Here is a 26,434-nt window from a genome sequence, read left to right as displayed (position 1 = left end):
TTATAATTGGAAGAGACAACAAGAATCCAGACCGCCGATTAAACAACGCCTCCCGTGCCTGCTGTCAACGGGCGCTTGCAGTGCGCGCCAGTTATCTACCGCCCTGCCCACCGTGCCAGCCCCTACTTTGGGCCTCCTACCCGCTGCAACAACGGAGAATGCACCATGGCGCGCGTGACCCCAGCGTACTTTTTCGATGAGTTCCTTCGCCCCACCCGCCGCAAGGAACCTACGCCACGAGAGCGTGCGCTGGGGTTCACGGTCAGGGACCTCGAGTGGCTGCACACGTTGTATTACGCCACCCACACGGCACGCCAGGACGCCACGGTGCATGGCTTTCCCATGCAGGTCGACAGGTTGCTGGTCAACCTCAGCGGCCAACCCGCCATCGTGCTGGCGGGCGCGTTCCTGATGAGCCCGACGCCCGACGACGGCAAGGCCGTGCTCTACACGCCTTACGGCGGACTCGAGCTGTTCGACCACCGCACCACCCTGATCAGCACGCTCGAAGAGCGCCTGACACACCCCAGCCAGCGCAGTGAGTTACTGCAATTTGTGTCCATCGACACCCGTGACGCGCTGCCGGCCGGTGCGCGCCTGGCGGTGACCACGGCCATCATCCAGGGGGCGGTGATGCAGGATCAAGAGGAGGCGATCCGCGCCAGCCAGCAAAAAAACGTCGCGGCAATGCTCAGCCAATTGCGCCAACTCCCCAGCCTGCACGCGATGCTCGACACCTTGCTCGGGATCATGGCCCACCCTCATTTCCGTCGTCTGAAGCAGGCCGACACACGCGTGAATTCCTTCACCGTCGTGGGCGGGCACTGGGTTGCCTCTGAGCCTTTGCGCGACACACTGTTGCGTTTTTATGTGCAACAGGCCTGGCCGGCAGGCCAGACGCACACGTATTTCAATCTCGCGCATGACACCAGCGCCTTCACTCCACAGCAACTGGCCGAGGACCAACAGCGCTGGGACAACGTGGTCGAACACACCAGCGCGATCCTCTCAACGTTATTGAGCAGCCTGCTGCAGACCTACTGGAATGAAGACATCGACGGCACGCAGTCACGCCTGCAGTTTTTCGCGCGGGTGATCAGTGACAAGTTCCGCGCCGACCTGCTGCTCAAGCACCAGGCATGGATCGTGTCCACCGAGGAAAACCAGAAACTGCGCGCGCTGTTCCTCCCGGACCAGGCCGCGCGCAGCGCCTTCGATCCGCAGCTGAATATCGAGAAGGTGCGGGTGCATGCGCCTTTTCAACATTACGTCGACCTCGCCAGCACGCTGATGATCAGCAACACCCATGCGTATCTCTACACCCAGACACGCGGCTTGCAGGTGCTCGCGAACCTGCAAGACCTCGACAACGCGCTATTGGCCATGCTCAAGGCCGCCGGGCACGAGGATGAACTGCTCAATTTCCTCTCCGTGGAGGAGCGCAGCGTGTTTATTGGCATGGATGAGGTCCAGGTGACCGGCAAGCCCGTGGTCGGCGACGTGTTTCAGGAGACACTCGAGGACATTGTCAGCAAGCAGCTCGACAACCTCGACTATGCGCTGGGGCTGTATCGGCGCAGTGGCGGCGACGTCGACCTGGCGGCGTTGCTCGACAGTGCCCTGGATGTGCGTGCCATGCTCGACAGTCGGTTGCTGGCCGAGGAAACCGACGGGCGCTGGAGCGTGCATCCCGTCACCAGCGGCAACGGGCGCCCGACTACGGTGCTGGCGGAAAAAGCCAAGCGGCACCTGCAGCGCCTGCAGGCCATCGAGGTCGCCATGGCCGAAGAGCGCAAGCACCATCCCACCTTGCGCAGCCTGGCAGCCCACGCGCTGGCAGACGAATTAGACAGCAGACACCTGGAGCTGCAGCCCGACGCCGTCTTTATCAATACCTATCCCACCCCTGCCCTGGAGCGCGAAGAGCGTTTGCCCTTGGCGTCGTCCAGCATGGTGCAGCACTTGATCGCCCGCCTGGCCCGGCAAGCTACTGCGCTGAGTGAATCGTCGCTGACCTGGTTCTACGGACCGTACACCGCCGGCGCCGCCTACCAGTTGCACAACCTGGGCCTGGTTACCTTCAATGCGATTATCGACGAGGTTCTGCGCACGTTTGCCGAAAACGACTTGCGCACCCTGCCCAACCTGCTCCTGGAGCAAAACCAGGCCCACCTCAGCCAGGCGATGTTGCAGGGGCTGCGGGGCGAGGCGCAATTGCGCTGGCTGCACAAGAGCCTGTCCGCCGAGAGCGTGGTGCTGCTGGACAGCGTGCTCAACGCCGACGGCATGAGCCGGCTGACCCGCCATGGCCTGAACGGGTTCATACCGGATGCGTACGGCCTGACCTTGAGATTCGGCACAGACAACACGCCGCATGCCTTGGCCAATTGTTTTGTCTTGACCGAGCGCGGCGGCATCGATCCGTTCAACTCCGGCGTGGCGCTGCTATGGACCCCGCGCAGTGGCTACGAGTCATTCGGGTCGATCAAGGCGTTGTGCGACGCACTGGTGCGACGCCTGCGCGATCCCCTCAAGCGTCTGACCCTGGTGGAAAACCTGCCGGTCTCGCAGTACATACCCCATCGGGTCTGCCAGCTCGGTCCGCTGCGACGCATCGACGATCACCTGCTGCACAACCGGCAACAGACCTACAGCGACTTCATGCGTGACGAGATTGACCATCTGTTCTCGATGCGATTGAGCGCAGAGCGCTTTCAGGACTGCATGGACAACCTGATCCGACGGCCACCGCCGACCAACCTGCCGCGCGCCATCGCGATCGCGAAGGCCATCACTTACCAGCAGGCATTGCCGGTGTGGCTGGGCATGGCAGCACCCCGTGAGCAGATCCTGCAGGCCGAGTTGTTGGAACAGTATCGCGTCAGCGCACCGGACGAACGCGACTACCTGCATGGCATCACGCCCTTGCGTAATGAGGTCCTGCCCCTCCTCTCGGACCTGCTCAGCAAGCGCTTTCCGGGGCAGGTGATCAACCCGGAAGGCATCTTGATCCCCGGTCGTATCGACCTTACGGGCAATGTCCAGACCCTCGTGGACTTCGCGCTGCGGCACTTGCCCCAGCTGAACGGTGACGATATCCGCCCGCGTTCGCGGACCGCCACGCCATTACCGGCGGAACTGGACGGCAACGCCGTGGTGCAACTGGTTCGGCAAGTGGGGTTGAAAAGCCTTTATCAGAAGAAACTCACGACGCTCCTCGCAAGTGACACCGAGGACAGCCGCCAGCGGCGCCAACTGTTCTGTCGGCAGTTGCCCTGGCAGTTGCTGCAATACGCCCATGAACAAACCCTCGAGGAGCGATTGTCCGCATCAGCCTGGAGCTACATCCAGCAAATCTTTGATATGCCGGATGCCGTGGCACGCGACGCGGTGGCGGGCGTCAATGCAACCATTCGCCCGCTCGAGCTGATCGCCACCCCGGGCGCAGCACCGGTCAAAGCCCTGGGCTGCTACCTGATCGGGGCGAAAACCGGAACTGCCGGGCCCCTGATCCTGTACGCGCCCTACAGTCCCAAGCACCTGCTGAAGGAATACGCGCATGAAGCCGCCCTGGTCAACGCGATCACCAGCCCCGGCACCCTGCAGGACTGGGTCGTCGGCCAGATGCAGGAGCCCCATCAGGCCACCTACCGCAATTTGCTCGGCGAGCGTTGGGGCCGTGGGTTCTCGGAAATCCGCCTCGGTGCCGCGACCATCGACGGCAATGTGCTGGGCCGGTTGTATCAGGACAACCTCCAGATGCTGCAGCAGATGCTCGACACGCAGTTTTCCCCCGCGTGCGAGGCACAATGGGACGCCATCACCAGCCTGTTCACCGAGGGCATCCCCAAGGGCTTGCAGTTCATGGCCGGAAAGCTGGCCTACCCGCTGGTGGTATGGCGCAGCTACCAGCAATTCAAGATCTCCGCCGAGGACTTGCAGCAACACCGCTGGCAACACGCGCTCAGGGCCTTTGTGTGTGGCGTGGCGCAACTGGCGTCACTGCGCAAGGAGGTGGATAGGCTGCTGCCCCAGACCCCGGCTATTCAGAGCCAGGTCAGGCCGTCGTCGGGCGAACTGACGCTGGCGGACCTGGACCTCACCGGGCCCTTGCGTACGCAACTGCAGGCGTTTGAAACCCACGATTTTGCCCTGAGCGAACTGGAGCTTCGTGCGCTGACTCTTCCCTACCGGGATGCAAGCGGCGAACATCATTTCGTGCCATTGGCAGGCAAGGTGTACCCGGTGAAACCAGCAGGAGAGCACTGGCGCCTGAGCATAGGCGACCTGCACGGCCCCTATGTGCAATGCGATGCCCAGGGCGTCTGGACGCTGGATTTCAACCGGCGCCACCCGCGCTACGGCAAAGTCCTGAGTCGCTTTACCGGCAAGCTCTACACACTGGCGGCCGAACGCGACGCGATCAATATCGAAGCGGTGGGCCTGCAGGAAATCGAGGCGTTATCCAGTTGGAAGGCGCAGTGCATTGACGAGGCGCTCAACGTCGCGACGTACTATGCGGTCAACTGCAAGCGCAACCTCCTGCACTTCAAGCCGCTGCGCGATCCCAACAGCCGGCTCGGGCAGTTCTTTGGTGAGTTGTTCGGCGTGGTCACGATGACGCCCGCGCAGGTGCAAAGGGTCGAGCGGCGCGTCGATGAGGTGCTTGATGAGTTGACCAATCCCACGCTGATCGGCGCCCACTCGACACGCTTTGTCAGCGGCACCCATCGCTACAATCCGCAAACCACGTTTGCCTTTGTCGTGCCCGAAGACCACGACCACAAGATTTACTTGCTGGACCGTTTTTTCGACCCGCACATGGACGTCTATCAGAACCGCCTGAACGCACCGTTCGACATTTCCGCCCACGCGCGGGCAACCGTGTTGATCCACGAGATATCCCACCTCAAGTCCCTGACCGAAGACCTGGCTTACCTGGACAGCATGCGACCGTTCCCGGACCTGATCAACGTCAAGGCCAGCGGTGCCTGGCAGATGAAGACCGAACTCGACGACCTGCGCCAGACCGCCTTCTCGATCTCTACACCGGCCAGCATCCTGTTCAAGGTGTGGGATGAGTTCAGCCAGGAATGGGAGGATTTCGGCAGCCACAATGGCACCCGGATTCTCAAGGATAAAGTGCTGAGCGCCACCGGTGCGCGTAGCCTTGCGCAGGCCCGGGATATTTTCATGAGCGATGCCGACAAACGGATCGACACGATCCTGGCCAATGCCGACTCGGTGACCTGCATCATCAGTGACCTGGGGCGCAGGCTGGAGACGGGAGCCTGAACAGGCTCCCGGCGGGTGTATCAGTCTTTCTGGTCACGCAGGATGTTGCCGGACGCCCCGTCGATGCGGGCTTCATACACGGTGCCGTCGGACTTGCGCCCTTTGACTTCCCAATAGCCGTTGTCATCGGCTTCCGCCGCGTAGACCTCGACGTAGCCGGCCTTGGTCTTGGCCACCTCGATAGCCTTTTCGATGGTGATCCAGCCTGCACCCGGCTTATCGGCCAGGGCGGCGCCCGCGCTGAGCAAAGCAGTGGTTGCACACAGGGCGACTAAGGTTTTCTTCAGCATGTTCGTACTCCATTGTGGGAATGACGGACTCGTGTCCTCGGTTTTCTGATGTTTTCAAACGAGAATAAGTTCCAATTGATGTGCAATCGCCATGATGGCTGTTCTCGCCGTCCGCCTCGGGAGGTTAGAATGTGCGAAATCAGGATGAGTTAATGAGCGAAAAGTCCCTTTCAGAAGCCGAATATGACGCCATCACCGACGCCGCCGCGCATTGGTGCATGCGCCTGCACGCGAGTGATTGCACGCCGGCTGAACGTCAGGCTTTTACCCAGTGGCACGATTCCCACCCGCTGCACGCCTTTGAATACGCGGCGATGCTGGAAATCTGGGACGTCGCCGACCACCTGCCCCGCCATGAACCCACGTCGGTGGTGGTGCCGTTCAAACCGCGCCGCCGCCTGCGCACCTACGCGGTAGCGGCGGCGATCTGCCTGGCCGCCCTGCCACTCGCGGCCTTTACCGGCTGGGAAGCGGGCTGGCTGCCCAGCTCCTACGAACGCTTCGAGGCCACCCAGCAGGGCCTGCGGCAGGTCACGCTCGGCGATGGCAGCCAGGTGGAACTCAACCTTGGCACCGAGCTGGTCTACAGCAACTACAAGGACCAGCGCCGGGTCACGCTGAAAAAGGGCGAGGCGTTCTTCAAGGTCAGCCATGACAGCACTCACCCGTTTATCGTGCGCGCCGGCCAAGGCCAGGTGCGGGTCACCGGCACCCAGTTCAATGTCTGGACGTATGAAGATCAGGTGCGAGTGATGCTGCTCGAAGGCTCGGTGCAGATTGCCAGCGACCAGGTGCACGGCAGCGTGCCCCTCACCCCCGGCATGCAGGCCAGCTATCAACTGGGCGATGCCACGCCGCGCATACGCCCGATCAGCCCGAATGACACCGCACTGGCCTGGCGCCAGGGCAAGCTGATCCTCGACAACCTGGCCCTGGCCGACGCGTTGCCGCTGATCAATCGCTACCTGAACAAACCGGTGATGCTGGCCGACGCCAACACCGGCGCGATCCGTATCGGCGGCATCTACAACATCAATGAGGTCAACAACCTCGTCCCCTCCCTGCCCAAGGTTTTGCCGGTCTACCTGACCCAGAACCAGGACGGCAACCCCGTACTCAATTCCATCCCGCGTAAAGCCCCGAAAGGCTGAGCCGGCCCGCGCCGGTGCGGGCCTCGCTGCGCGTGCAGTGTCCATTTTTTTTACACCTGGACGCGCTGGACCGCCCGTGCTGGGCGGCGTCCTGCGTTTACCCGGCAAGGTGTTACGCCGCTGATACAGCCAGGTGAAGCGTTTGCGCATGGGTGCGGTCAGTGCGCGTGTGCAAGGGCCTGTTTCATGGATGAAACAACCGTGACATCACTTTGCCGCTAATTAATCCCAACCCCCTGAATAACAAAGGTAAATAAAAAGCGGCACGCCTTCTGCTCTATCCCTTACAGCGCTGTTTAGGGTCAGCGCGAAGAATAAGGAATAGTGCCGTGGTCACTCACACTCAAGGTTCATTGAGCCTCCTCCTGGTCAGCTGCGTGCTGGCAACCAGCGTCAGCCTTCCAGCGCTGGCCGACGGTAACGGTGTGATTGTGATTGATCGCCATGTGAATCCTTACGCAATCGGCCGCACTCGCGGCGTCGACCCCTACCCCACCACCGCCAATGCCAATCCGTCCGCACAGATCGCCACGGTGACCAGCGTCGTCCTCAGCGACAACGACTTTGCGGGCATCACCACCGGCGCCAGTATCACCCGCAGCATCATGCCCAACGGCGATATCACCGGCTTGAACAACATCGGCGGCGGTATCGGCCTGGGTGCAGCCAGTGCGCCCGGCCACAGTGGTGGCGGCATCTCGGGCACGATCAACAGCGCGGTCTCACGTGGCCTAGAACCGCTGAACGGTATCAGCGGCATGGTCGGAGGAGCGATGAAATGAACCGTTCATGGATGCTTCTCGCGGTGCTGGGTTGCAGCGCGGCAATGGCCGACAGCAACAACAACGCCACCCTGGATAACTCGGGCAAGCAATACAACGGCGTGGTCATGCTTAACCAGGCCGCCGGTGACCAGCAGCAATTGAGCAACAACGTCGCCATCGCCACAGGCCACAACGCCCAGGCGAACATCAACGTCACGCAAAGCATCAGCGGCGTTCCCGCCGATCGCTCCCTCAACGCCAACGCGGCGATCAAGGGCACCTCTTTCAGCAACGGCAACGGTGTACTGAGCATCAATCAGTCGGCCGGGGCCCAGAACCAGATGATCAATGCCGTGCGGATCAGCATCAACGCAGGTCCGCAAAGCATCGACGACAGTGTCATGTCGCAACAGAACGTTGCGCTTGCAACAGACTCAGGATTGACCCCTACCACTGGCAGCCGCCAGGTCGTTACCAGCGACCAGGCCTTCACCGGCAGCCGTGGAGTGGTACAGGTCAACCAGAGCGCCGGGGTGGGGAACCGAGTGGCTAACACCCTGAACTTACGACTCAACTGATGGAGCTGGGTCGATAGCTAGACCGTACCAACACTTAACCAACTAATTAGAAGCAAGGAGATACACCATGAAAACTACAATGGCTCTCAAACCACTGGCTTTCGCTCTCGCTGCGCTCATGGCTGTTGCTGCTCAAGCGGGTCAACCTCACCATGGTGGTGGCGGCGGTCCACAACCAGCCCCTACCACGGCTGCCGCGACGACTACAGATGGTCAAAGCAACCACTCCAACGTGGTGATCAACGACAAAACCAAAAACAACGCTTCGGCCAATGACTCCTACAACCACATCAGTGGCGTAGCGAACGGGAACGTGCTGAGCGGTGACAACAACCAAGGCAAAAACGACGTGGCCATCGTTTCCGGCGATGCCAACTTCGTGTTCGCCAGCACCGGTACCGCACAATCGAACACCGGCAACTTCGTGCTCAACAGCGGCACCAAAAACAACGCGTCGCTCAACGACAGCGGCAACAACTCTTCGGGCGTCATCCAGCTGAACGCCGCATCGGGCACTTCCAACCAGGCCAGCAACAGCGTTGCAATCGCCTCGGGTAATGGCGACGGCGGTGCTGCATCCGCAGTCGGCGTGCAGGATGTGTCGGGCAACCTGACCCTCAACCTGAGCAGTGGCCATGGCTGGAGCGCCAAACCAGTGGTCAACAACGCCAGCGTGAACAACTCGATGAACTACAGCTCTGGGGTGTCGAACTCCAACGTTCTGTCGGGTAGCAACAACCAAGGTCAGAACAACGTAGCAATCACTCGCTTCTGATCCTGATAGGGCCTTGGCAACAAGGCCCTTTTTTATTCCAGTGTCCAACAGGTCATACGATCATGCGCCTCGTTGCCCTCTTCCTGCTGCTAGCACTCACCGGCCCGACCTGGGCGGGGCAAATGGCCGTGGTCATGCCCGGTGGTGGGTTGATCTACAAAAAGGTCGAGAGCATCCGCGAGCGCAAGTTCGCCAACCTGGTGGAACAGAAAACCGATTTCAGTTGTGGCGCCGCCGCACTGGCCACCATCCTGCGCCAAGCGTATTGGATGGACGTGGATGAAGAGCACGTGATCAAGGGCATGCTGGTCAACGCCGACCAGGACCTGGTGCGTACCCAGGGCTTTTCCATGCTCGACATGAAGCGCTACCTGGAAAGCATCAACATGCGTGCCAAGGGCTACCGGATCACTGCGCAAGTGCTGCTCACCGTGAAAGTGCCTGTGGTCGTACTGCTGGATATTCGCGGCTACAAGCATTTCGTGGTCATGCAGCGCGCCGATAAGGACTGGGTGTACATCGGCGATCCCGTACTGGGCCACAAGCGCTACGCCACGGACGATTTCGTCAAAGGCTGGAACGGCATCGTATTCGCCGTGCTGGGTGAAGGCTACGACAAGGCCAATGCCCTGCTCGACCCGCCCACGCCACTGACCGCCAAGAACCAGCTGAACGAATTCAGCCCGGTACGCGACAGCGAACTGATGGACTTCGGTTTTATCCAGAGCGACTTCTTCTAGAAGCGCAATAAGGAGCAGGACGCTCCAGGAGCAGACGATGAACACTCTCGGTTGGCTGACGGTCATGTGCCTGACAGCCTCAGCACCTGTTTATGCTTCGTCGGCGTTCAAGCCGATCGAGCTCAAGGATTCAGAAATGGCCGACCTGCGCGGCCGCTACGTGATGCCCGGGCGAATCGTGAGCTTTGGCATCGTCATGAGCAGTACCTGGACCAACGCCGCCGGTGCCACCGTCACCGGCACCGCCAACATGCAAGTCAGCGCCTCCACCATCACCCCGCAGTTCTATGTGCAGATCACCGGCAACGATGGCAACGGCGTGATCCAGCAGCCCAACGGCACCGGCACGGTCGTCGGTGGCGCCGGCCTGGGCACCGGCCAAGGTGTTGTGCAGAGCGTACGTGCCGCCGGTGACGGCAACACGGCCACCAACGGCGTCGATATCAACGTCAGCAAGAACGGCTTGGCGCCCGCCAACTTCGTCCAGTCCGGCCAGGCCTTGATGGCCGGCCAGCCGATTACCGGCGGCACCGCAGCGGGCCAGGTCACGGTCACCGCCAAGAATGGCGGGTTGCAAATGGCCCTCCAGGCCAATAACAACCAAGGCAATGTCGTGCAGCAAATTGGCGGCGGCAACGTGCTGCAAGGCACGATCATCCAAGGCAACAGCAACTTCGTGAACAACCTGACCCAGCTCAACGTGGTGCTGGGCAACAACGGCCTGAACAACATCACGCAAAACCTCAATCTGGATCAACTCAAAGGCCTACGCCCTGCCGGTTATTGAACTACGCTGAGCCACGACACTTACGCATTAGAAAGGGACGGCTTACTTCATGCATCGATCTTTATCGTTACGTGCCGTGGTTTGTTTGAGTACGCTCCTGCCTGCAACGATGCTGTATGCAGCGCCGGACGCCGATATTGAATCGCTGAAACAGGAACTGCTGGAGCTCAAGCAACGCTACGAAGTGCAACAAAAAGCATTGGCGGTATTGGAACAGAGGGTGCGACAGGTAGAAGACCAGCCCGCGACGCCTGCGCCCAAGCGCCTGGCCAAGTCGCCCGCCGACTTCAGTAAAAATACCACCGTGGCCGGTGCGCCCGGCGTCGGTGCCGCGGCGGCATCGGGCGGTGCCGGCGGCGGCGGCAGTTCCTATGGGCAAAGCCTCAAAGACGACTCGGCCCCCGCCCAGAGCGTGAGCAACCTGTACAACGAGGCCAGTGGCTTCTTCGGCAACGGCAAGTTCAGCTTCGAAACCGGCATCACCTATGCCCGCTACGACGCCCGTCAGTTGTCCCTCAACGGCTTCCTGGCGCTGGATTCGATTTTCCTCGGCAACATCAACCTCGACCGGATCAAGTCCGACAGTTGGACCCTGGATCTCACCGGGCGCTATAACCTGGACAATCGCTGGCAATTCGACCTGAACGTGCCGGTGGTGTACCGCGAGTCGACCTACCAGTCCGGCGGCGCCGGCGGCAACTCGAATGCCACCTCGGAAGGGACGGTGACCCGCGACCCGACCATTGGCGACGTCAACTTCGGCATTGCCTACAAATTCCTCGACGAAAGCGCCAGCCTGCCGGATGCGGTGGTGTCGGTGCGCGTCAAGGCGCCTACCGGGCAAGATCCGTATGGCATCAAGCTGATCGAACAACCGGGCAACGACAACCTCGCCGTGCCGGAAAGCCTGCCGACGGGCAACGGGGTGTGGTCGGTGACGCCGGGCATCTCCCTGGTCAAGACCTTCGACCCGGCCGTGCTGTTCGGTTCGTTGTCCTATACCCACAACTTCGAGGACTCGTTCAGCGATATCAGCCCCAACGTCAACCAGAAAATCCCCGGCAAGATCAGCCTGGGTGACAGCTTCCAACTCGGCGTAGGTGTCGCCTTCGCCCTCAACGAGAAGATGAGTATGTCGTTCTCCGTCTCCGATCTGGTGCAACGCAAGAGCAAGGTCAAGCAGAGCGGCCAGGACTGGCAATCGGTGGTCTCCAGCGACGCCAACGCCGGGTACTTCAACGTGGGCATGACGATTGCGGCCTCGGACAACCTGACGATCGTGCCGAACCTGTCGATCGGTATGACAGACGATGCGCCGGACTTTACCTTCAGCCTGAAATTCCCGTACTACTTCTAAGCAAACCATCGCCGGTAAGGGATGGAAAACCCACAAGGAAAAGCCCCGCAACGATAAGGGTCGTTGCGGGGCTTTTCGGTTTACCCGCCCTAGCGGATCTGGTGTTTGTGCAGCAACCGGTAGAACGTGGGCCGGGAAACCCCCAGCACGCGGGCCGCGACACTCAGGTTGTCGCTGTGCCGGTTGAGCACATCGCACAGCGCCTGACGCTCGGCGCGGTGCTTATAGTCTTCCAGTGTAGCCATCGGCAACGAAATTGCCTGTTCACCCTGCAATCCCAGATCAACGGCCTCGATCTGCCGCCCTTCAGCCAGCACCAGGCCACGACGCACGCGGTTGGCCAGTTCGCGGACATTGCCCGGCCAAGGGTGCTGCCCCATCGCTACCAGCGCGTCTTCACTGAAGCTGCGCGGTCGCCGTCCGGTTTCCTGGCTGTAGAAGCGTGAAAAATGATTGGCCAGCATCGCCACGTCGCCATGCCTTTCACGCAGCGGCGCAGTGACCACTTGCAACACATTCAGCCGGTAATACAAATCTTCGCGAAAGGTGCCCTTCTCGACCGCGGCCTCCAGATCGACGTGCGTGGCGGCCAGCACCCGCACATCCACCGCAATCGGCTGGCTGCCACCGACTCGCTCGATCTGTTTTTCCTGCAGGAAACGCAGCAAATTGGCTTGCAGTTCCATCGGCAGGTCGCCGATTTCATCCAGGAACAAGGTGCCACCGTTGGCCGCTTCGATACGTCCGACCTTGCGTTGGTGGGCGCCGGTGAACGCGCCCTTCTCATGCCCGAATAATTCCGATTGGATCAGGTGCTCCGGGATCGCCCCACAATTGATCGCGACAAACGGCTTGGCGTGACGCTGCGATTGACGGTGCAGGGTCTTGGCCACCAGCTCCTTGCCGGTGCCGCTGTCCCCACGGATCAGCACGGGAGATTCGGTCGGCGCCAGCTTGGAGAGCAATTTGCGCAACTCGCGGATCGGTCGACTGTCGCCCAGCAGTTCGTGCTCCGGCTCATCCACCTGGGTGTGGCCTTTGCCACGCAGGCGCGCCATGCCGAAGGCGCGGCCCAGGGTCACCTGTACGCGGGCGACATCGAAGGGCAAGGTATGGAAGTCAAAAAACCATTCGCAGACAAAGTCTCCGACATTCTGCAGGCGCAATACGTCCTGGCTGAGCACCGCAATCCACTCGGTGCCGCTGCGGCCGATCAGCTCCTTGACCGCCTCGGGGCGCTCCAGGTGATAGGGCTGTAAACGTAACAGGCCGACGTCGCAGGACCGATCGCCGACGGACTCCAAGGCACAGCTGTCGACCTCCCACCCGGCCGTGCGCAAGCCGGGCAGTAGCCCGTGACAATCGTCACACGGGTCGACCACAAGCAAACGGCGCTGCACGGGTGTAACAATCATGACTATTCCTTGACGTCAAAATTGTTAAAGTTATTTTAAAACAACGATTTGTGACGCTTGGGGCTAACACTAGCAAGGTCTTGACGCAGCGCTTGGACCGTTTTGCTATAAGTCTGGGCAAAAAGCCACTTACCGGTCTCTGCCGGCAAAAAGTTGCGCGCCGTGGAAACTTTCATTCAGCTTTCAAAACAGCCGCTTACATGACGTTAATCAGGGAAAGTTAAAAAATCTTGCTCTAGCATGTGACCCGTACCCCGTCATCGTGCATCAGTACAAGTAACCCGCCGTTTGGCTCGCCCAACCAACGGCATTCACTTGAATGGGCAATGAGAGAGAAGACCCACATGAACGCCCCGCTCCGCATCAACGAAGCTCTTTTGATCGCAGACCGTGCTTTCCAGCCCTTTCAGTGCGTGGCCTGGCACGATGGCAACGGCGCCCTCAGCCTGAGCGTCATCGACCGCACCAACACCCGTATTGGCAGCAAACAATTGTCGTCTAGTGCATATACCGACCCAGCGCAATTGGAAAACCTGTTGTTACAGGCCCGCGCCGAACTCGATAAAGACGGCCACCAGTTGCAATCCTGGGCGATGCCGAAGTAAGTCGAGAGAGTAACTTGCGCTCATTAACGGTGTGACACACCCTTCATGAGCGCAAGTTCAGCCTTTATTGCGCGGCCAGAATAAACCGTTCAATAGCTTCGGCCGCACCGTCGTCAATATTGCTACCAGTGACCACACTGGCTTGGCGCTTGACGGCTTCTTCTGCCTGGCCCATGGCAATCGACAACCCGGCCACTTGAAACATGGCCGGATCATTGCCGCCATCGCCGATGGCCGCCGTCTGCTCCAGGGGCACGCCCAGGTGCGCGGCCAGGGTCTTGAGCGCCTCGCCCTTGTTGGCCAGCATGGCCGTCACGTCGAGGTACACCGGCTGCGACCGTGACACATGGGCCAGCCCTTGTACCTTGGGCTGCAACTGCGCTTCCAGCTCAACCAGCAACTGCGTGTTGTGACTGGCAGCGACAATCTTGTCGACCCGGTCCAGGTACGGCTCAAAACTCTCCACCACCACGGGTCCATAGCCCAGGCCGTCAGCTTCGCGCTGCTCCATCGGCCCTGGCGAGTCACGGCGCAGCCAGTCGCCGTCGGCGAACACCCAGACTTCCACGTCCGGCTCGCTCGAAAACAGCGCCAGGGTCACCAGCGCCGCCTCCGCCGGCAGATGGTGGGCCACCAGGATGCTGCCATCCGGGTTGATCAGCGTACCGCCATTGAAGCCCGCCACCGGCACATCGATGCCAAAGGTCTCGATCAGTTGCAGCATGGCCTTGGGCGGTCGCCCGCTGGCCAGGCTGAAATGAACGCCGGCGTCCCGCAACGCGCGCACCGCATCGGCGGTGCGCTGGCTCAGGCTGTGGTCGGGGTGCAGCAAAGTGCCGTCGACGTCACTGAGGATAAAACGGATGGGATGAATCGCGGCATCACTCATCCGAGGCTGTGCCAGGCGTGGCCATCACGGGCCAGCAACGCATCGGCGGCTGCCGGGCCGTCTTCGCCTGCCTTGTAGGTCTGGATCCCGTCATCTTCCTTCCACGCATCGAGGAAAGGCTGCACCGCACGCCAGCCGTTCTCGATGTTGTCGGCACGCTGGAACAAGGTCTGGTCACCGGTCATGCAGTCGTAGATCAGGGTTTCGTAGCCTGTCGACGGTTGCATCTCGAAGAAGTCCTTGTAGGCAAAACCCAGCTGGATGTTGGCCATGTCCAGGGCCGGCCCAGGCTTTTTCGCCAACAGGTCGAACCACATGCCTTCATTGGGCTGGATCTGGATCTTCAGGTAGGTGGGCTTGAGCTCATCGACCTCGGTGTCACGGAACTGCGCATACGGCGCCGGCTTGAAGCAGATCACGATTTCAGTATCGCGCACGCTCATGCGCTTGCCAGTGCGCAGGTAGAACGGCACGCCGACCCAGCGCCAGTTGTCGATCATCACCTTGAGGGCGACGAAAGTCTCGGTGCTGCTGTCGGGGGCAACGTTGGCCTCTTCGCGATAGCCGGGCAGCGACTTGCCGCCGATCTCGCCGGCGGTGTACTGGCCGCGCACCGAGTTGGCCCGGGCTTCCTCGAGCGACCAGGGGCGTACCGCGCCGATCACCTTGGCCTTCTCACCGCGCACCGCATCGGCACCAAACGCCGCCGGCGGTTCCATGGCGACCATCGCCAGCAGCTGGAACAAGTGATTGGGCACCATGTCGCGCAGGGTCCCGGTTTTTTCGAAGAAATTGCCCCGGGTCTCGACGCCGACGGTTTCGGCAGCGGTGATCTGCACGTGGTCGATGTAATGGTTGTTCCAGAACGCTTCGAACAGCACGTTGGAGAAACGGCTGATCAAGATGTTCTGCACCGTCTCCTTGCCCAGGTAATGGTCGATGCGATAGATCTGCTTCTCGCTCATCACCTTGAGCAGGCTGGCGTTCAGCGCTTCGGCGGTGGCGAGGTCGGAGCCGAAGGGCTTTTCGATCACGACGCGGCGAAAGCTGTCTTCGGTTTCGGTCAACAGCCCGGCACTGCCCAGGCGCTGCACCACGTCACTGAAGAAACGCGGCGCGGTGGCCAGGTAGAACACCGCATTGCCGGTGCCACTGTCGGCAATTTTCTTGCCGATGTCGGCGTAGGTGCTGTCGTCGAGAAAATCCCCCTCGACGTAGCTGATGCCCTTGGCCAGTTGCGCCCACAGTTGCGGGTCGAGGGCGTTATCGCCATTGCCCTTGACCTTGCTGGCGGCCTCGGTGCGAATGAAATCCTCGAGCTTCTTGGCGAAGTCGGCATCGCTGATGGCGTTGTGATCAACGCCGACGATGCGCAAGCCGTCGCCCAGCAACCCGTCGCGACTGAGGTTGTACAGCGCCGGCATCAGCAGGCGCTTGACCAGGTCGCCATGGGCGCCAAACAGAAACAAGGTGGTGGGTGGAGCGGGTTCGGCCTTGGTTTTTTTGCCGTTGGCGGTCATTTTTTGGAAGTCTCCACGTGACCACCAAAGCCGAAGCGCATGGCAGACAGCATCTTGTCACCGTATGTGCTCTGCTGGCGCGAGCGAAAGCGGGCGAACAGCGAGGTGGACAGTACCGGCACCGGCACCGCTTGTTCCATGGCCGCTTCGATGGTCCAGCGACCTTCGCCACTGTCGGCCACGGAGCCGGAGTAGCCGTCGAGTTTCGGGTCGGTTGCCAGGGCATCGGCGGTCAGGTCCAGCAGCCACGACGACACCACGCTGCCACGGCGCCAGACTTCGGCGATATCGGCGACATTGAGGTCGAAACGCTGGTCTTCCGGCAGGTTTTCCGAGTTCTTGGTCTTGAGAATGTCAAAACCTTCGGCGAACGCCTGCATCATCCCGTACTCGATGCCGTTGTGGATCATCTTGACGAAATGCCCGGAACCCGCAGGGCCGGCATGGATGTAGCCGTGCTCGGCGCGGCTGTCGGCGCTGGCGGAACGGTCCTTGGTCCGCGGGATGTTGCCCAGACCCGGCGCCAGGCTGGCGAAGATCGGGTCGAGGCGCTGCACGGTCTCGGCGTCGCCGCCGATCATCATGCAATAGCCACGTTCCAGGCCCCAGACGCCGCCGGAGGTGCCGACGTCGACATAGTGCAGGCCCTTTTCCGACAAGGCCTTGGCGCGGCGCACGTCATCCTTGTAGTTGGTGTTGCCGCCGTCGATGATCACATCACCGTCTTCCAGCAGCTCGCTCAATTCATTGATGGTGTTTTCGGTCGGGTCGCCTGCCGGCAACATCACCCAGATCGCGCGCGGCTTCTGCAGCCCGGCGACCAAGGCTTTCAAGTCGGCAACGCCGGTGGCGCCCTCCTCGCTCAACCCTTTGACAAATGCTTCGTTACGGTCGTAAACAACGGTGGTATGCCCATTGAGCATCAGGCGCCGTGCAATATTCCCGCCCATGCGGCCTAGTCCGATAATCCCCAGTTGCATGTGCTGATGCTCCTAACTGCTAAATAAATGTGTGACATAGTTTATAGCGCAATGAGGCTAATGAGGGTTAGTCCAGAGCGGATCCGTGTAGTTTCATGACAAAAAGTTGCCATCACTTCAGCATCACGACACAAAAAGTCACACGACCGCCAAAAATAAAAAAGTTCCATTGCCCGCAAAAAGAATTCAGAATTGTCCCGACTGCTGCCGAGAACCTCGACTCAAGCGTTCTGGCACACCGCGACACACCGGCTATTTGCGAGGTAAGCAATGAGCACTGCACAGATGACCCGTCCTCCACAGACCCTCTACGTCTCTATCCGTCGCGACGAGCTGCGCCAGTTGAAAGACGAACGCGAGCTGCTGCAGCAGGAAGTCATGCGCCTGCGTGCGCACATCATTCAAGCTCAGCTGGATCAACCTGCTGGCGCACAGCCTGCGCTCTGCTAAGCCCGGTCATCGCTTTGTAAGATAACCGCTACAAAAATCTTACAAAGTTTTCACACGCCCCTCCCGATACTCCCGCCCGAACGGCCACCCCATTCCCGGGTGGCCTCTGTTGCGCGCAGCCCTGCGCGTCGACTGCAGCATTATCGGGTTGGAGCGCTGGATGGCTATGTTCAAACGCAGCACTAAGTCTGCGAAAGGCTTTGATTGGGCCGGCCTTGCCTGGCTTTTCGTGTTTTTCTGGTACTTCTCGGGTATTACCCAACTGCTGATCCAACTCAGCGGCACCTCCGGCTTCAGCGGCTTTCGCCAAGCCTTTTTCATGAGCGCGATCTGGCTCGCCCCCCTGCTGATTTTCCCGCGCCGCACTCGCTTGCTTGCTGCCCTCATCGGCGTGGTGCTGTGGGCCTGCTCCATGGCCAGCCTGGGCTATTTCTTTATCTACCAGCAGGAATTTTCCCAAAGCGTCATCTTCATCATGTTCGAGTCGAACATCTCTGAAGCCGGCGAGTACGCCACCCAGTATTTCGCCTGGTGGATTGTGCTGGCGTTCATTGCCCACACCGCCGTGGCGGTTTTCCTCTGGACCCGCCTGCGCCCGGTGTACCTGCCGCGCGGCCAGGCGCTGCTCGCGGCGACGGCGATCCTGGTGGCCATCGTCGGTTACCCGCTGGTCAAGCAGATCGCCCGCAGCGACACCCTGGACGACGCCATCGACCGCTTCGAATCGCGCATCGAACCCGCCGTGCCGTGGCAGATGATCGTGGCCTACCGCCGCTACACCGAGCAACTGGACAACATGCAGGGCATGCTCGACAGCGCGAGCCAGATCCCGCCACTGACCAACCTCAAGGACACCATGGCCGGCCAACCCTCGACCCTGGTGCTGGTGATCGGCGAGTCCACCAACCGCCAGCGCATGAGCCTCTACGGCTACCCGCGCAACACCACCCCGGAGCTGGACAAGCTGCGCGATCAACTGGCGGTGTTCAACAACGTCATCACCCCGCGCCCCTACACCATCGAGGCGCTGCAGCAGGTGCTGACATTTGCCGACGAGGAAAATCCGGACCTGTACCTCAAGACCCCGTCGATCGTCAGCGTGATGAAACAGGCCGGCTACAAGACCTACTGGATCACCAACCAGCAGACCATGACCAAGCGCAACACCATGCTCACGACCTTTTCCGAACAGGCCGACGAGCAGGTGTACCTGAACAACAACCGCAACCAGAACGCCCGCCAATATGACGGCGACGTGCTCGCGCCGTTCTCCAAGGCGCTGGCCGACCCGGCCGAACGCAAGTTCATCGTGGTGCACTTGCTCGGTACCCACATGAGCTACCAGTACCGCTACCCGCCGACGTTCGACAAATTCACCGATCGCCAGGGCGTACCGGCCGGCATCAGCGACGATCAACTGCCGACCTACAACAGCTACGACAACGCGGTGCTGTATAACGACTTCGTGGTGTCGAGCCTGATCAAGGACTACGCCAAGACCGATCCCAATGGCTTTTTGCTGTACCTGTCGGACCACGGCGAAGATGTCTTCGATTCGGCTGGCCACGACACCCTGGGGCGTAACGAAGGCAAGCCGACGGCGCCGATGTACACCATTCCGTTCATGGCCTACGCCTCGCCAAAATGGCGTGAAAGCCACGATTGGAGCTTCGCCGGCGACTTGCAGCGCCCTTACAGCAGCTCGCAGTTGATCCACACCTGGGCCGACCTGGCCGGTCTGAGCGCCAAGGAACTGGACCGCAGCAAAAGCCTGGTCAGCGACAGCTTCAAGCCACGCCCGTTGATGATCGGCAACCCGTACCTGCGCCCGCAAAAGCCGCTGATCGACTTCAGCCTGATCAAGCCGAAAAAGGTCAATCCCACGGATGTGGTCCTGCAGGAACCCTCAGGCTTGTAACAGAAAGATAACAATCATTCTCGTTTAAGCCTAAAGTTCACCGCCTCCTTTCGTCTTTGAGCCAAGGCCTTCCCTTTCCGGGGTGGCCGCAAAGACGACAAGGAGTCTGCCGCGATGATCGCGCCTTTTACCCGTTCCATGACCTTCACGCTCGGCCTGTTCAGCGTGGCAATGAGCCCGGACCTCTGGGCTGAGACCGACCCCGAGCCAAACAAGACCCTCGAGCTGGGCGCCACCAGCATCACCGCTGAAGGCCTGGGCGCCACCACCGAGCACACCGGCGCCTACACCACCGGCTCGATGAGCACCGCCACCCGCCTGAACCTCTCCGTCAAGGAAACCCCGCAGTCGATCTCGGTGATCACCCGCCAGCAGATGGACGACTTCAACCTCAACACCTTGACCGAAGTACTGCGCCAGACCACCGGGGTCAACGTGCAGCACAATGACTCCGACCGAGTGTCGTATACCTCCCGCGGCTATAGCATCACCAATTTCCAGATCGACGGGATGCTCAATACGTTCGGCTACATGAAGACCGACGGCGACACCATCATCTACGACCACATTGAAGTGGTGCGCGGCGCCACAGGCTTGACCACCGGCGCCGGCGACCCTTCCGCCACCGTCAATATGGTGCGCAAACGCCCTACCGCCCACTGGCAGGCGAAAACCGGGATCAGCGGCGGCAGCCATGACAACTACTACAGCTATGTGGATGTGGGCGGCCCGCTGGCATTCGACGGCAAGCTGCGCGGGCGCAGCGTGCTGGCCTATCGCGACAGTCAATCGTTCCGTGACCATTACGCGCTGCAACGCGCGGTCGGTTACGGGATTCTCGAAGGCGACCTGTCGGACGATACCGTGCTCGCCGTAGGCTTCGACTACCAGGACAAGGAAGTCCAAGGCACCTCATGGGGCACCGTGCCGTACTGGAACAGCCAGGGCGGCAAGGCCAAGCTGCCGCGCTCGACCAACATGGCGGCGCACTGGAGCTCCTGGCCGCTGACCGACAAGACCGCCTTCGCCACGCTCGACCATCGCCTGGGCGGCGACTGGCACGTGAAGGCCGCCTACACCCATCGCCAGAGCGACACGGACGGCAAGGTGTACTACGGCGGCGCGGGCTTCCCCAACGACGATCGCAGCGGGATGCAGGCGTGGGCCAGCCACATGCGCGGCACCTCGAAGATGGAGGCGATCGACCTCAACCTGGCCGGCAGCTATGCGCTGCTCGGCCGCGAACACGCGTTGATGATGGGCTATGGCGAGGCGGCGCAGCGCGATGCCTCGCCCTTCATGCGCAGGGGTACCACGCCTGACGGCTACAACACGATTGATGACTGGAAATACATGGGCGGGATCGGCAAGTTCCCCGACACCGTCACCGACCTCAAGGGCGAACACGGCAGCAAGGAACAGAAGGCCGGCTACCTGGCCACGCGCCTGAGCCTGACCGACCGCCTGCATGCAGTACTGGGCAGTCGCTATGGCAGCTGGCAGCAAAAAAGCGCCACGCCCGAGTACGACGCCAACGACCAGCTGACCGTAGCCGGCAAGACCTCCCAGACCCACAATGATATGTGGACGCCCTACGCCGGGCTGCTCTACGACGTAACGCCGGTGTACACCGTGTACGCCAGCTACACCGATATCTTCAAGCCGCAAGGCCTGCGCGATGCCAACAAGAAGTACCTGGAACCGGTGGTGGGCAGCAACTATGAGGTCGGCCTCAAGGGCAGCCTGCTGCAAGAGCGCCTGAACGTGGCGGCGGCCTATTTCTGGAGCACCCAGGACAACGTCGCCGAGCGGGACTACTCCGTCGCGCCGAACCCGGTCACCGGCGAGGAGTTCTACAAGTCGGGCGGCAAAGGCAACAAGGTCAACGGCTTTGAGCTGGAAGTCGCCGGCGAAGTCATGCCCGATTGGAACCTGACGGCAGGCTACACCTATACCCACTCGGTGAACGGCACGGACAAGCGCAACAACACCGGCCAGCCCTTGAACCTGCTGAAGGTGTCCAGCGCCTACCGGCTACCGGGCGCGTGGCGCAAGCTGACGGTGGGCGGCGGCGTGAACTGGCAGAGTGAGATTTATGATTTCAGCAACCGGCCAACGGGCGAGCGCGATGGCCGAGGTAACTTGATCACCACCCGGGCGAAAATCACGCAACAGGCCTACACCGTGGTCAACCTGATGTCGCGTTATCAATTCGACGACCATGTTTCGGCGTCGCTTAATATCAACAACGTATTTGATAAAAAATATTACGAAAGAGTCGGCTTTTATAATGGCGTTTACTGGGGCGACCCGCGCGCCGTCACCCTTGCGCTGGACTGGCGGCTTTAACCGTGGAATCCAACATTAACGAAATCGTTAACTTTGCATCAGCGTCACGTTAACTCCCACTTAATAAGATCGCTGCATAGTCGCTCCATGAATCTGATCAAGGAGCGACCGGATGCCGATCACTCTTAACGGGAACACTGCCATGAAACTCTCCACCCTGATGCTTGCCAGCCTGATGACCCTGACCTCCGCCGCCGCCTTTGCCGAAGGCGGCTCGGAGCGCTCGAAGGAGTTTTACAACAACTTCACCTTCATGCAGCAAAAGACCCACGGCACCACCGAACAAACCGCCTCTGCCGACGGCAAGGACTTCAAGAAAGTAACGGCAGAACAATCCACCGACGAGAAACAACCGAACAGCTGATTCAACCGCACTCTCCTTTGTCATTCCGCTCCTGTGACCAAGGCTAACTTGGCGCCATTTAATGGCGCCTTTTTTTTGCCTGTTGGTTATTACAGCGCCTTGCTCCAGAACAACATACGGCCATACGCCGGATCAAATTTCGAATCATCAAAGCCAAACTTACGGTACGCCGACTGAGCTACTGCATTGCCCTCAAGCACCTCCAGGGTGATCTTGCAGCAGCCCCGCTGACGAGCAATTTCCTCGACCTTCTGCAGCATTTTCTGACTCAGCCCCAGGCCACGAAACGCGCTCATCACCGCCACATCGTGGACGTTGACCAGCGGGCGGCAGGCGAACGTGGAAAACCCTTCAAAGCAATTCACCAGGCCCGCGGGCTCACCGCCGACAAACGCCAGCACACTGAACGCATGCGGACGCTTGGCCAGTTCAGCCGGCAGCTGCTCCAACAGGTCGGCGGACAGGCTATGGCCGCCGCCCATCGGGTCTTCGGCGTAATGGTTGAGCACACGGCCAATGGCGTCGGCGTGCACGGGGTTGGTGTAGCTGGCTTGCAGCACCAGGATATCCGGGGTTTCCATTGCCTTCCTCGATCGCGACTACAAGGGAATCGTCTCCCTTTGGAGGTCACGATTGTAAGCGTGGCGTCGGCTCCAGATGAAGGAGATTAACTACAAATCTGCGCCTGAAAGTGCGAAGAGTCTGCGGTTAAAAAAGCCCAATCCGTCAGTTGCGCGAGATTTTCGTACAGGCGTTAGCCAAAGCGCTGCAGCTGCATTTCCTGCAACCGGCTCAGGGTACGGCGGAAGGGAAACGCCAGGTAGCCTTCGGTGTACAGGCTTTCCAGCGGCACTCGGGCCTCAATGAACAACGGCACCTTGCGGTCGTAACACTCGTCGACCAAGGCGATGAAGCGGCGCACGCTGTCATCGTGCACCGACAACTGCGGCAACTCACGATCACCGGCGACCACGCGCTCGGCGCCATCTTCGGTGCCACGGGCAATGCGCCCCGGACGCGTCTGCGCGCTCAGGCTGGGCACCTCGCCCAGCAAAATCACTTTGAAGCGATCGCAGAGCAGCATGAAGTCCATCGCCGCCAGGGGCTGCTCGCACAGGTCGGCATAGCGACACCAGAGCACACGGTCACTGAACTGCACCGTCGCGATGCTGCGGTGGCCGACAGACACTGGCCCGCTGTGCACCGCCTGCCCTGCGGCCAGTTGGTTGAATACGCCGGCCAATGCATCGGGCTGATTCACCCAGTAGCGCTGCAGGCCAACCCCTGGGTGCAGGCGATGATCCTCGGCGCCCTCCACCGCGACCACCTGCAGGTGCTGCTTGAGTGCCGCGATACCCGGCAGGAATCGGTCCCGGTTGAAGCCGTCGGCGTACAACTGGTCGGGCGGCTGGTTGGAGGTGCAGACCATCACCACGCCCTCCTCGAACATCACCTGGAACAGGCGGCCGAGAATGATGGCATCACCGATGTCATTGACGAACAACTCGTCGAAGCACAACACCCGCACGTCCCGGCTCAGTTCGCGTGCCAGCGCCTGCAGCGGATCGTGGGTGCCGGTGAGCTGGAACAGGCGCTGGTGCACCCAGCCCATGAAATGATGAAAGTGCTGACGCCGCGCCGGCACCCGCAAGGTTTGGTAGAACTGGTCCATCAACCAGGTCTTGCCACGGCCCACCGGCCCCCACAGGTAAACCCCCTGGATCGGCGCGCGGCCTTGATGCAACGCGGTATGGCAGGCTTGCAGGGCGTCCACCGCGCGGCGCTGGGCAGCGTCGACGACGAAACCCTGCTGGGTGATGGCGTGTTGGTAGGCAGTCAGCGGCGAGTCGAAAGTCATGCCCGCCAGTATGACTTACAGCGAGATATCCAGCCGCGAAATCTTGCCCTGCTCATTCAGGCGAAAGGTGTAGCGCAGCTCCAACGGGCTGCCGGGGAAATTGCCCGAGACCACATTGCTGACCAGCACTTTGCCGGTGCGATGCTGCACCTTGAGCACTTCGACCCGCGGCTGGTAGCGCCGCCCGGTGTCCTCCATCCAGCGTGCAATGGCAGCGCTGCCGACTTGGTGCTGGCCTTCGTCGAAGACATTCGCGTCGTCGGCAAAACACTGGGTGATGGCTGCGGTGTCGCGGGAATTGGTCGCCGCGATATAGGCCGCGATGGCTGGGGCCAATTCAGGCATGGACATGGCAAAGCTCCTTTTTGAGTGGTTGTAGGGCCATGCTAAGCCAGGGTTGTGTCAGTTTTTGTCAGGAGTGAACGGACCTTTTTCATGCGGCTCCATCAGCTTGCGCCAGGCCCGCAGCCAGTCACTGCGTCGCCCCGGATAACGCCCGCCGCTCTCGCGAGCGCTGGCCACGCGGTCGGTGCGAAAGGTCCGATAGGCGCCACGCAATTCACACCAGGCCACGATCACCCGCACCTCATTGAGAAAGCCCAGGGCCAGTGGCCAGATCAGGCGCTCGCTGTGGGTCTGGCTGGCATCGGCGTAATCGATCTGCAGCTTGGCCTGGTGCCTGATGGCCTCGCGAAACACATCCAGCGGCACGCGGTTCTCCGGGTAACCGAATCCGGGTGGCCCCGGCAGTAAAGTGGGGTTGCGCAGCGCCTCCTGGGCGGCCGGGTCGAGCACGTCGGCGATTTTCGCCAAGGCATTGGCGGCGGCGCGGCTGAGCACATCGTCGCCACGCTGGTCCACATACCGCAGGCCCAGCACGATGGCCTCGGTTTCCTCGGCGTTGAGCATCAACGGTGGCAGGAACAACCCACTGCGCAGCACGTAGCCGACCCCCGCCTCGCCGAAAATCGGCGCGCCCAGCGCGGTCAATTCGGCAATATCGCGATACAGCGTGCGCTCGGACACCTCCAACTGCGCCGCCAGCACAGCGGCGGTTACCGGGCGCTTCTTGCCCCGCAGGGCCTGCAACAAGGTCAGTAGACGAGTGGTGCGCGACACGTTGATCCCACCGAACAAACAAAAGTGCCGCAGCTTACCAGAGCCCCCTGTCAGGAAATGTCAGCAGTAAAAAGCCTCTTGACCGTATAAATTATCGCGATCATATTAAATACATGTTTCCAAACATGTAAGACACATCACTGCCTCTGGAGTCCTTGTATGCGCAATAAAGTCTTTGGCCGCCGTAGCGGTCTGCAGGTATCTGAACTGGCCCTGGGCACCGGTAATTTCGGTACGGGCTGGGGCCATGGCGCCGAGCGCGATGAAGCCAAGGCGATCTTCGATGGCTACCTTGAAGCCGGTGGCAACTTCCTCGATACCGCCAACGGCTACCAGTTCGGCCAAGCCGAAAAGCTGCTGGGGGAATTCATCGCCAGCGAGCGCGACAACCTGGTGGTGTCCACCAAGTACACCCTGCGCACCCAACCGTCCGATGAGGGCACGATCAGGCTCGGCAACAACCGCAAGAACCTGGTGCGCGCGGTCGAAGAAAGCCTCAAGCGCTTGAACACCGACCACATCGACCTGCTCTGGGCGCACATGAGCGACAACGTCACGCCCATGGAAGAGATCCTGCGCGGCTTCGACGACCTGGTGCGCGCCGGCAAGATCCACTATGCCGGCCTGTCCAACTTCCCGGCCTGGCGCATTGCCCGCGCCGACCTGCTGGCTGAAGTGCGCAACTTTGCACCGATCATCGGCATCCAGGTGGAATACAGCCTGGTCGAGCGCTCCGCTGACCGCGAGCTGCTGCCAATGGCCGAGGCGCTGGGCCTGGGTGCCACATTGTGGTCGCCGTTGGGCGGCGGCTTCCTGACCGGCAAGTACCGAGAAAGCCAAGGCGACACCCGCGCCAGCAAAATGGGGATTCTGGTCCACGCAGAAAAAAGCGCGCGCGAAACCGCCGTGCTCGACACCCTGCTGGCCGTCGCCGCTGAACTCGACGCCACGCCGACCCACGTCGCCATCGCCTGGCTGCGCGAAAAGGCGCGACGCTCGACCACGGCATTGATCCCGATCCTCGGCTCGCGCACGCGCGCACAACTGGACGCCACCCTGGGTGCATTGAGCGTGCACCTGTCGGCCGAACAGGTCACCCGCCTGGACACCGCCAGCGCCATTCCGCTGGGCGTGCCGCACGGCATCATTGCCGAGCGTTTCCCTGTCGATATCGGCGCGGACACACCTCGACCACCGGTAATTTGAAGCAAAAAAAAACGGCCTATACAG

At 61.0% G+C, this 26,434-nt stretch carries 23 protein-coding genes; 14 read left to right on the top strand and 9 right to left on the bottom strand.

Translation table 11 applies throughout. The annotated features are described in order from the left end of the window. Positions 1-165 precede the first annotated feature (165 nt). The gene (locus BBG20_RS20500) at positions 166-5,295 is read left to right on the top strand and encodes a dermonecrotic toxin domain-containing protein (protein WP_065906519.1); all 5,130 of its coding nucleotides are present in this window, start codon (positions 166-168) and stop codon (positions 5,293-5,295) included. Between the two features lie 20 nt (positions 5,296-5,315). On the opposite strand, the gene BBG20_RS20495 is transcribed toward BBG20_RS20500, so the two are convergent. Then, on the bottom strand, positions 5,316-5,585 hold the full coding sequence (locus BBG20_RS20495) for a PepSY domain-containing protein (RefSeq protein WP_016979404.1): 270 nt from the start codon (positions 5,583-5,585) through the stop codon (positions 5,316-5,318). Positions 5,586-5,737: 152 nt separating this feature from the next. Between BBG20_RS20495 and BBG20_RS20490 the strand changes: the two genes are divergently transcribed. The 7 genes from BBG20_RS20490 to BBG20_RS20460 all read left to right on the top strand — a co-directional run bounded on the left by BBG20_RS20490 (position 5,738) and on the right by BBG20_RS20460 (position 11,737). Beyond that, positions 5,738-6,736, top strand: coding sequence for a FecR family protein (locus BBG20_RS20490; protein WP_065906516.1), 999 nt, complete (start codon positions 5,738-5,740; stop codon positions 6,734-6,736). A 329-nt stretch (positions 6,737-7,065) separates the two neighbouring features. Continuing rightward, positions 7,066-7,518 carry a hypothetical protein gene (locus BBG20_RS20485; protein ID WP_065906514.1) on the top strand — a complete coding sequence of 151 codons (453 nt, stop codon included), beginning with the start codon at positions 7,066-7,068 and terminating at the stop codon, positions 7,516-7,518. Continuing rightward, positions 7,515-8,078 (top strand): adhesin, encoded by a 564-nt coding sequence (locus tag BBG20_RS20480; RefSeq protein ID WP_065906510.1) that lies wholly within the window; start codon positions 7,515-7,517, stop codon positions 8,076-8,078. The genes BBG20_RS20485 and BBG20_RS20480 overlap by 4 nt, the downstream gene beginning before the upstream one ends. 67 nt (positions 8,079-8,145) lie before the next feature. After that, positions 8,146-8,853 (top strand): heme utilization protein, encoded by a 708-nt coding sequence (locus BBG20_RS20475; protein ID WP_065906509.1) that lies wholly within the window; start codon positions 8,146-8,148, stop codon positions 8,851-8,853. Positions 8,854-8,915: 62 nt separating this feature from the next. Further along, positions 8,916-9,593, top strand: a complete 678-nt coding sequence (locus BBG20_RS20470; RefSeq protein ID WP_065906508.1) for a C39 family peptidase — start codon at positions 8,916-8,918, stop codon at positions 9,591-9,593. Between the two features lie 37 nt (positions 9,594-9,630). Then, positions 9,631-10,380 carry a hypothetical protein gene (locus tag BBG20_RS20465; protein WP_065906507.1) on the top strand — a complete coding sequence of 250 codons (750 nt, stop codon included), beginning with the start codon at positions 9,631-9,633 and terminating at the stop codon, positions 10,378-10,380. Positions 10,381-10,429: 49 nt separating this feature from the next. Then, entirely contained in the window at positions 10,430-11,737 is a 1,308-nt protein-coding gene (locus BBG20_RS20460; protein ID WP_065906506.1) for a transporter, read from the top strand. Between the two features lie 89 nt (positions 11,738-11,826). On the opposite strand, the gene BBG20_RS20455 is transcribed toward BBG20_RS20460, so the two are convergent. Continuing rightward, positions 11,827-13,152 (bottom strand): sigma-54 dependent transcriptional regulator, encoded by a 1,326-nt coding sequence (locus tag BBG20_RS20455; protein WP_065906501.1) that lies wholly within the window; start codon positions 13,150-13,152, stop codon positions 11,827-11,829. Positions 13,153-13,496: 344 nt separating this feature from the next. Between BBG20_RS20455 and BBG20_RS20450 the strand changes: the two genes are divergently transcribed. Next, positions 13,497-13,757 (top strand): hypothetical protein, encoded by a 261-nt coding sequence (locus tag BBG20_RS20450; RefSeq protein ID WP_065906499.1) that lies wholly within the window; start codon positions 13,497-13,499, stop codon positions 13,755-13,757. Positions 13,758-13,821: 64 nt separating this feature from the next. On the opposite strand, the gene BBG20_RS20445 is transcribed toward BBG20_RS20450, so the two are convergent. The 3 genes from BBG20_RS20445 to gnd are packed head-to-tail and all read right to left on the bottom strand — an operon-like array spanning position 13,822 to position 17,146. Then, positions 13,822-14,646: a Cof-type HAD-IIB family hydrolase gene (locus BBG20_RS20445; RefSeq protein WP_065906497.1), complete on the bottom strand. Its 825-nt coding sequence runs from the start codon at positions 14,644-14,646 to the stop codon at positions 13,822-13,824. Beyond that, positions 14,643-16,166 (bottom strand): glucose-6-phosphate dehydrogenase, encoded by a 1,524-nt coding sequence (zwf, locus tag BBG20_RS20440; protein WP_065906496.1) that lies wholly within the window; start codon positions 16,164-16,166, stop codon positions 14,643-14,645. The genes BBG20_RS20445 and zwf overlap by 4 nt, the downstream gene beginning before the upstream one ends. Continuing rightward, positions 16,163-17,146 carry a phosphogluconate dehydrogenase (NAD(+)-dependent, decarboxylating) gene (gene gnd, locus BBG20_RS20435; RefSeq protein WP_065906492.1) on the bottom strand — a complete coding sequence of 328 codons (984 nt, stop codon included), beginning with the start codon at positions 17,144-17,146 and terminating at the stop codon, positions 16,163-16,165. The genes zwf and gnd overlap by 4 nt, the downstream gene beginning before the upstream one ends. Positions 17,147-17,416: 270 nt before the next feature. Between gnd and BBG20_RS32965 the strand changes: the two genes are divergently transcribed. The 4 genes from BBG20_RS32965 (at position 17,417) to BBG20_RS20420 (ending at position 22,227) form a co-directional block, all read left to right on the top strand. Then, positions 17,417-17,596, top strand: a complete 180-nt coding sequence (locus BBG20_RS32965; RefSeq protein WP_256595109.1) for a DUF6026 family protein — start codon at positions 17,417-17,419, stop codon at positions 17,594-17,596. Positions 17,597-17,756: 160 nt separating this feature from the next. Next, positions 17,757-19,514 carry a phosphoethanolamine transferase CptA gene (locus tag BBG20_RS20430; RefSeq protein ID WP_065906487.1) on the top strand — a complete coding sequence of 586 codons (1,758 nt, stop codon included), beginning with the start codon at positions 17,757-17,759 and terminating at the stop codon, positions 19,512-19,514. 114 nt (positions 19,515-19,628) lie between these two features. Beyond that, entirely contained in the window at positions 19,629-21,863 is a 2,235-nt protein-coding gene (locus tag BBG20_RS20425; RefSeq protein WP_065906485.1) for a TonB-dependent siderophore receptor, read from the top strand. A gap of 142 nt (positions 21,864-22,005) precedes the next feature. After that, positions 22,006-22,227 carry a hypothetical protein gene (locus BBG20_RS20420; protein ID WP_065906738.1) on the top strand — a complete coding sequence of 74 codons (222 nt, stop codon included), beginning with the start codon at positions 22,006-22,008 and terminating at the stop codon, positions 22,225-22,227. Positions 22,228-22,316: 89 nt separating this feature from the next. Here the strand turns inward: BBG20_RS20420 and BBG20_RS20415 are convergent, their stop codons facing one another. The 4 genes from BBG20_RS20415 to BBG20_RS20400 all read right to left on the bottom strand — a co-directional run bounded on the left by BBG20_RS20415 (position 22,317) and on the right by BBG20_RS20400 (position 25,204). Next, complete coding sequence (locus tag BBG20_RS20415; RefSeq protein ID WP_065906481.1) at positions 22,317-22,808, bottom strand: GNAT family N-acetyltransferase; 492 nt, start codon at positions 22,806-22,808, stop codon at positions 22,317-22,319. A gap of 173 nt (positions 22,809-22,981) precedes the next feature. Beyond that, positions 22,982-24,085, bottom strand: coding sequence for a cell division protein ZapE (zapE, locus tag BBG20_RS20410; protein ID WP_065906475.1), 1,104 nt, complete (start codon positions 24,083-24,085; stop codon positions 22,982-22,984). A 15-nt stretch (positions 24,086-24,100) separates the two neighbouring features. Then, complete coding sequence (locus BBG20_RS20405) at positions 24,101-24,436, bottom strand: nuclear transport factor 2 family protein (RefSeq protein WP_065906474.1); 336 nt, start codon at positions 24,434-24,436, stop codon at positions 24,101-24,103. A gap of 51 nt (positions 24,437-24,487) precedes the next feature. Continuing rightward, positions 24,488-25,204, bottom strand: a complete 717-nt coding sequence (locus BBG20_RS20400; protein WP_065906736.1) for a helix-turn-helix transcriptional regulator — start codon at positions 25,202-25,204, stop codon at positions 24,488-24,490. 159 nt (positions 25,205-25,363) lie between these two features. Between BBG20_RS20400 and BBG20_RS20395 the strand changes: the two genes are divergently transcribed. Next, complete coding sequence (locus tag BBG20_RS20395) at positions 25,364-26,410, top strand: aldo/keto reductase (RefSeq protein ID WP_065906471.1); 1,047 nt, start codon at positions 25,364-25,366, stop codon at positions 26,408-26,410. Positions 26,411-26,434 lie beyond the last annotated feature (24 nt).

Source organism: Pseudomonas aylmerensis (genome assembly GCF_001702265.1).
Lineage (GTDB): Bacteria > Pseudomonadota > Gammaproteobacteria > Pseudomonadales > Pseudomonadaceae > Aquipseudomonas > Aquipseudomonas aylmerensis.
Note: the sequence above shows the minus strand (reverse complement) of the source record. Positions and strands in the feature narration are given on the sequence as shown.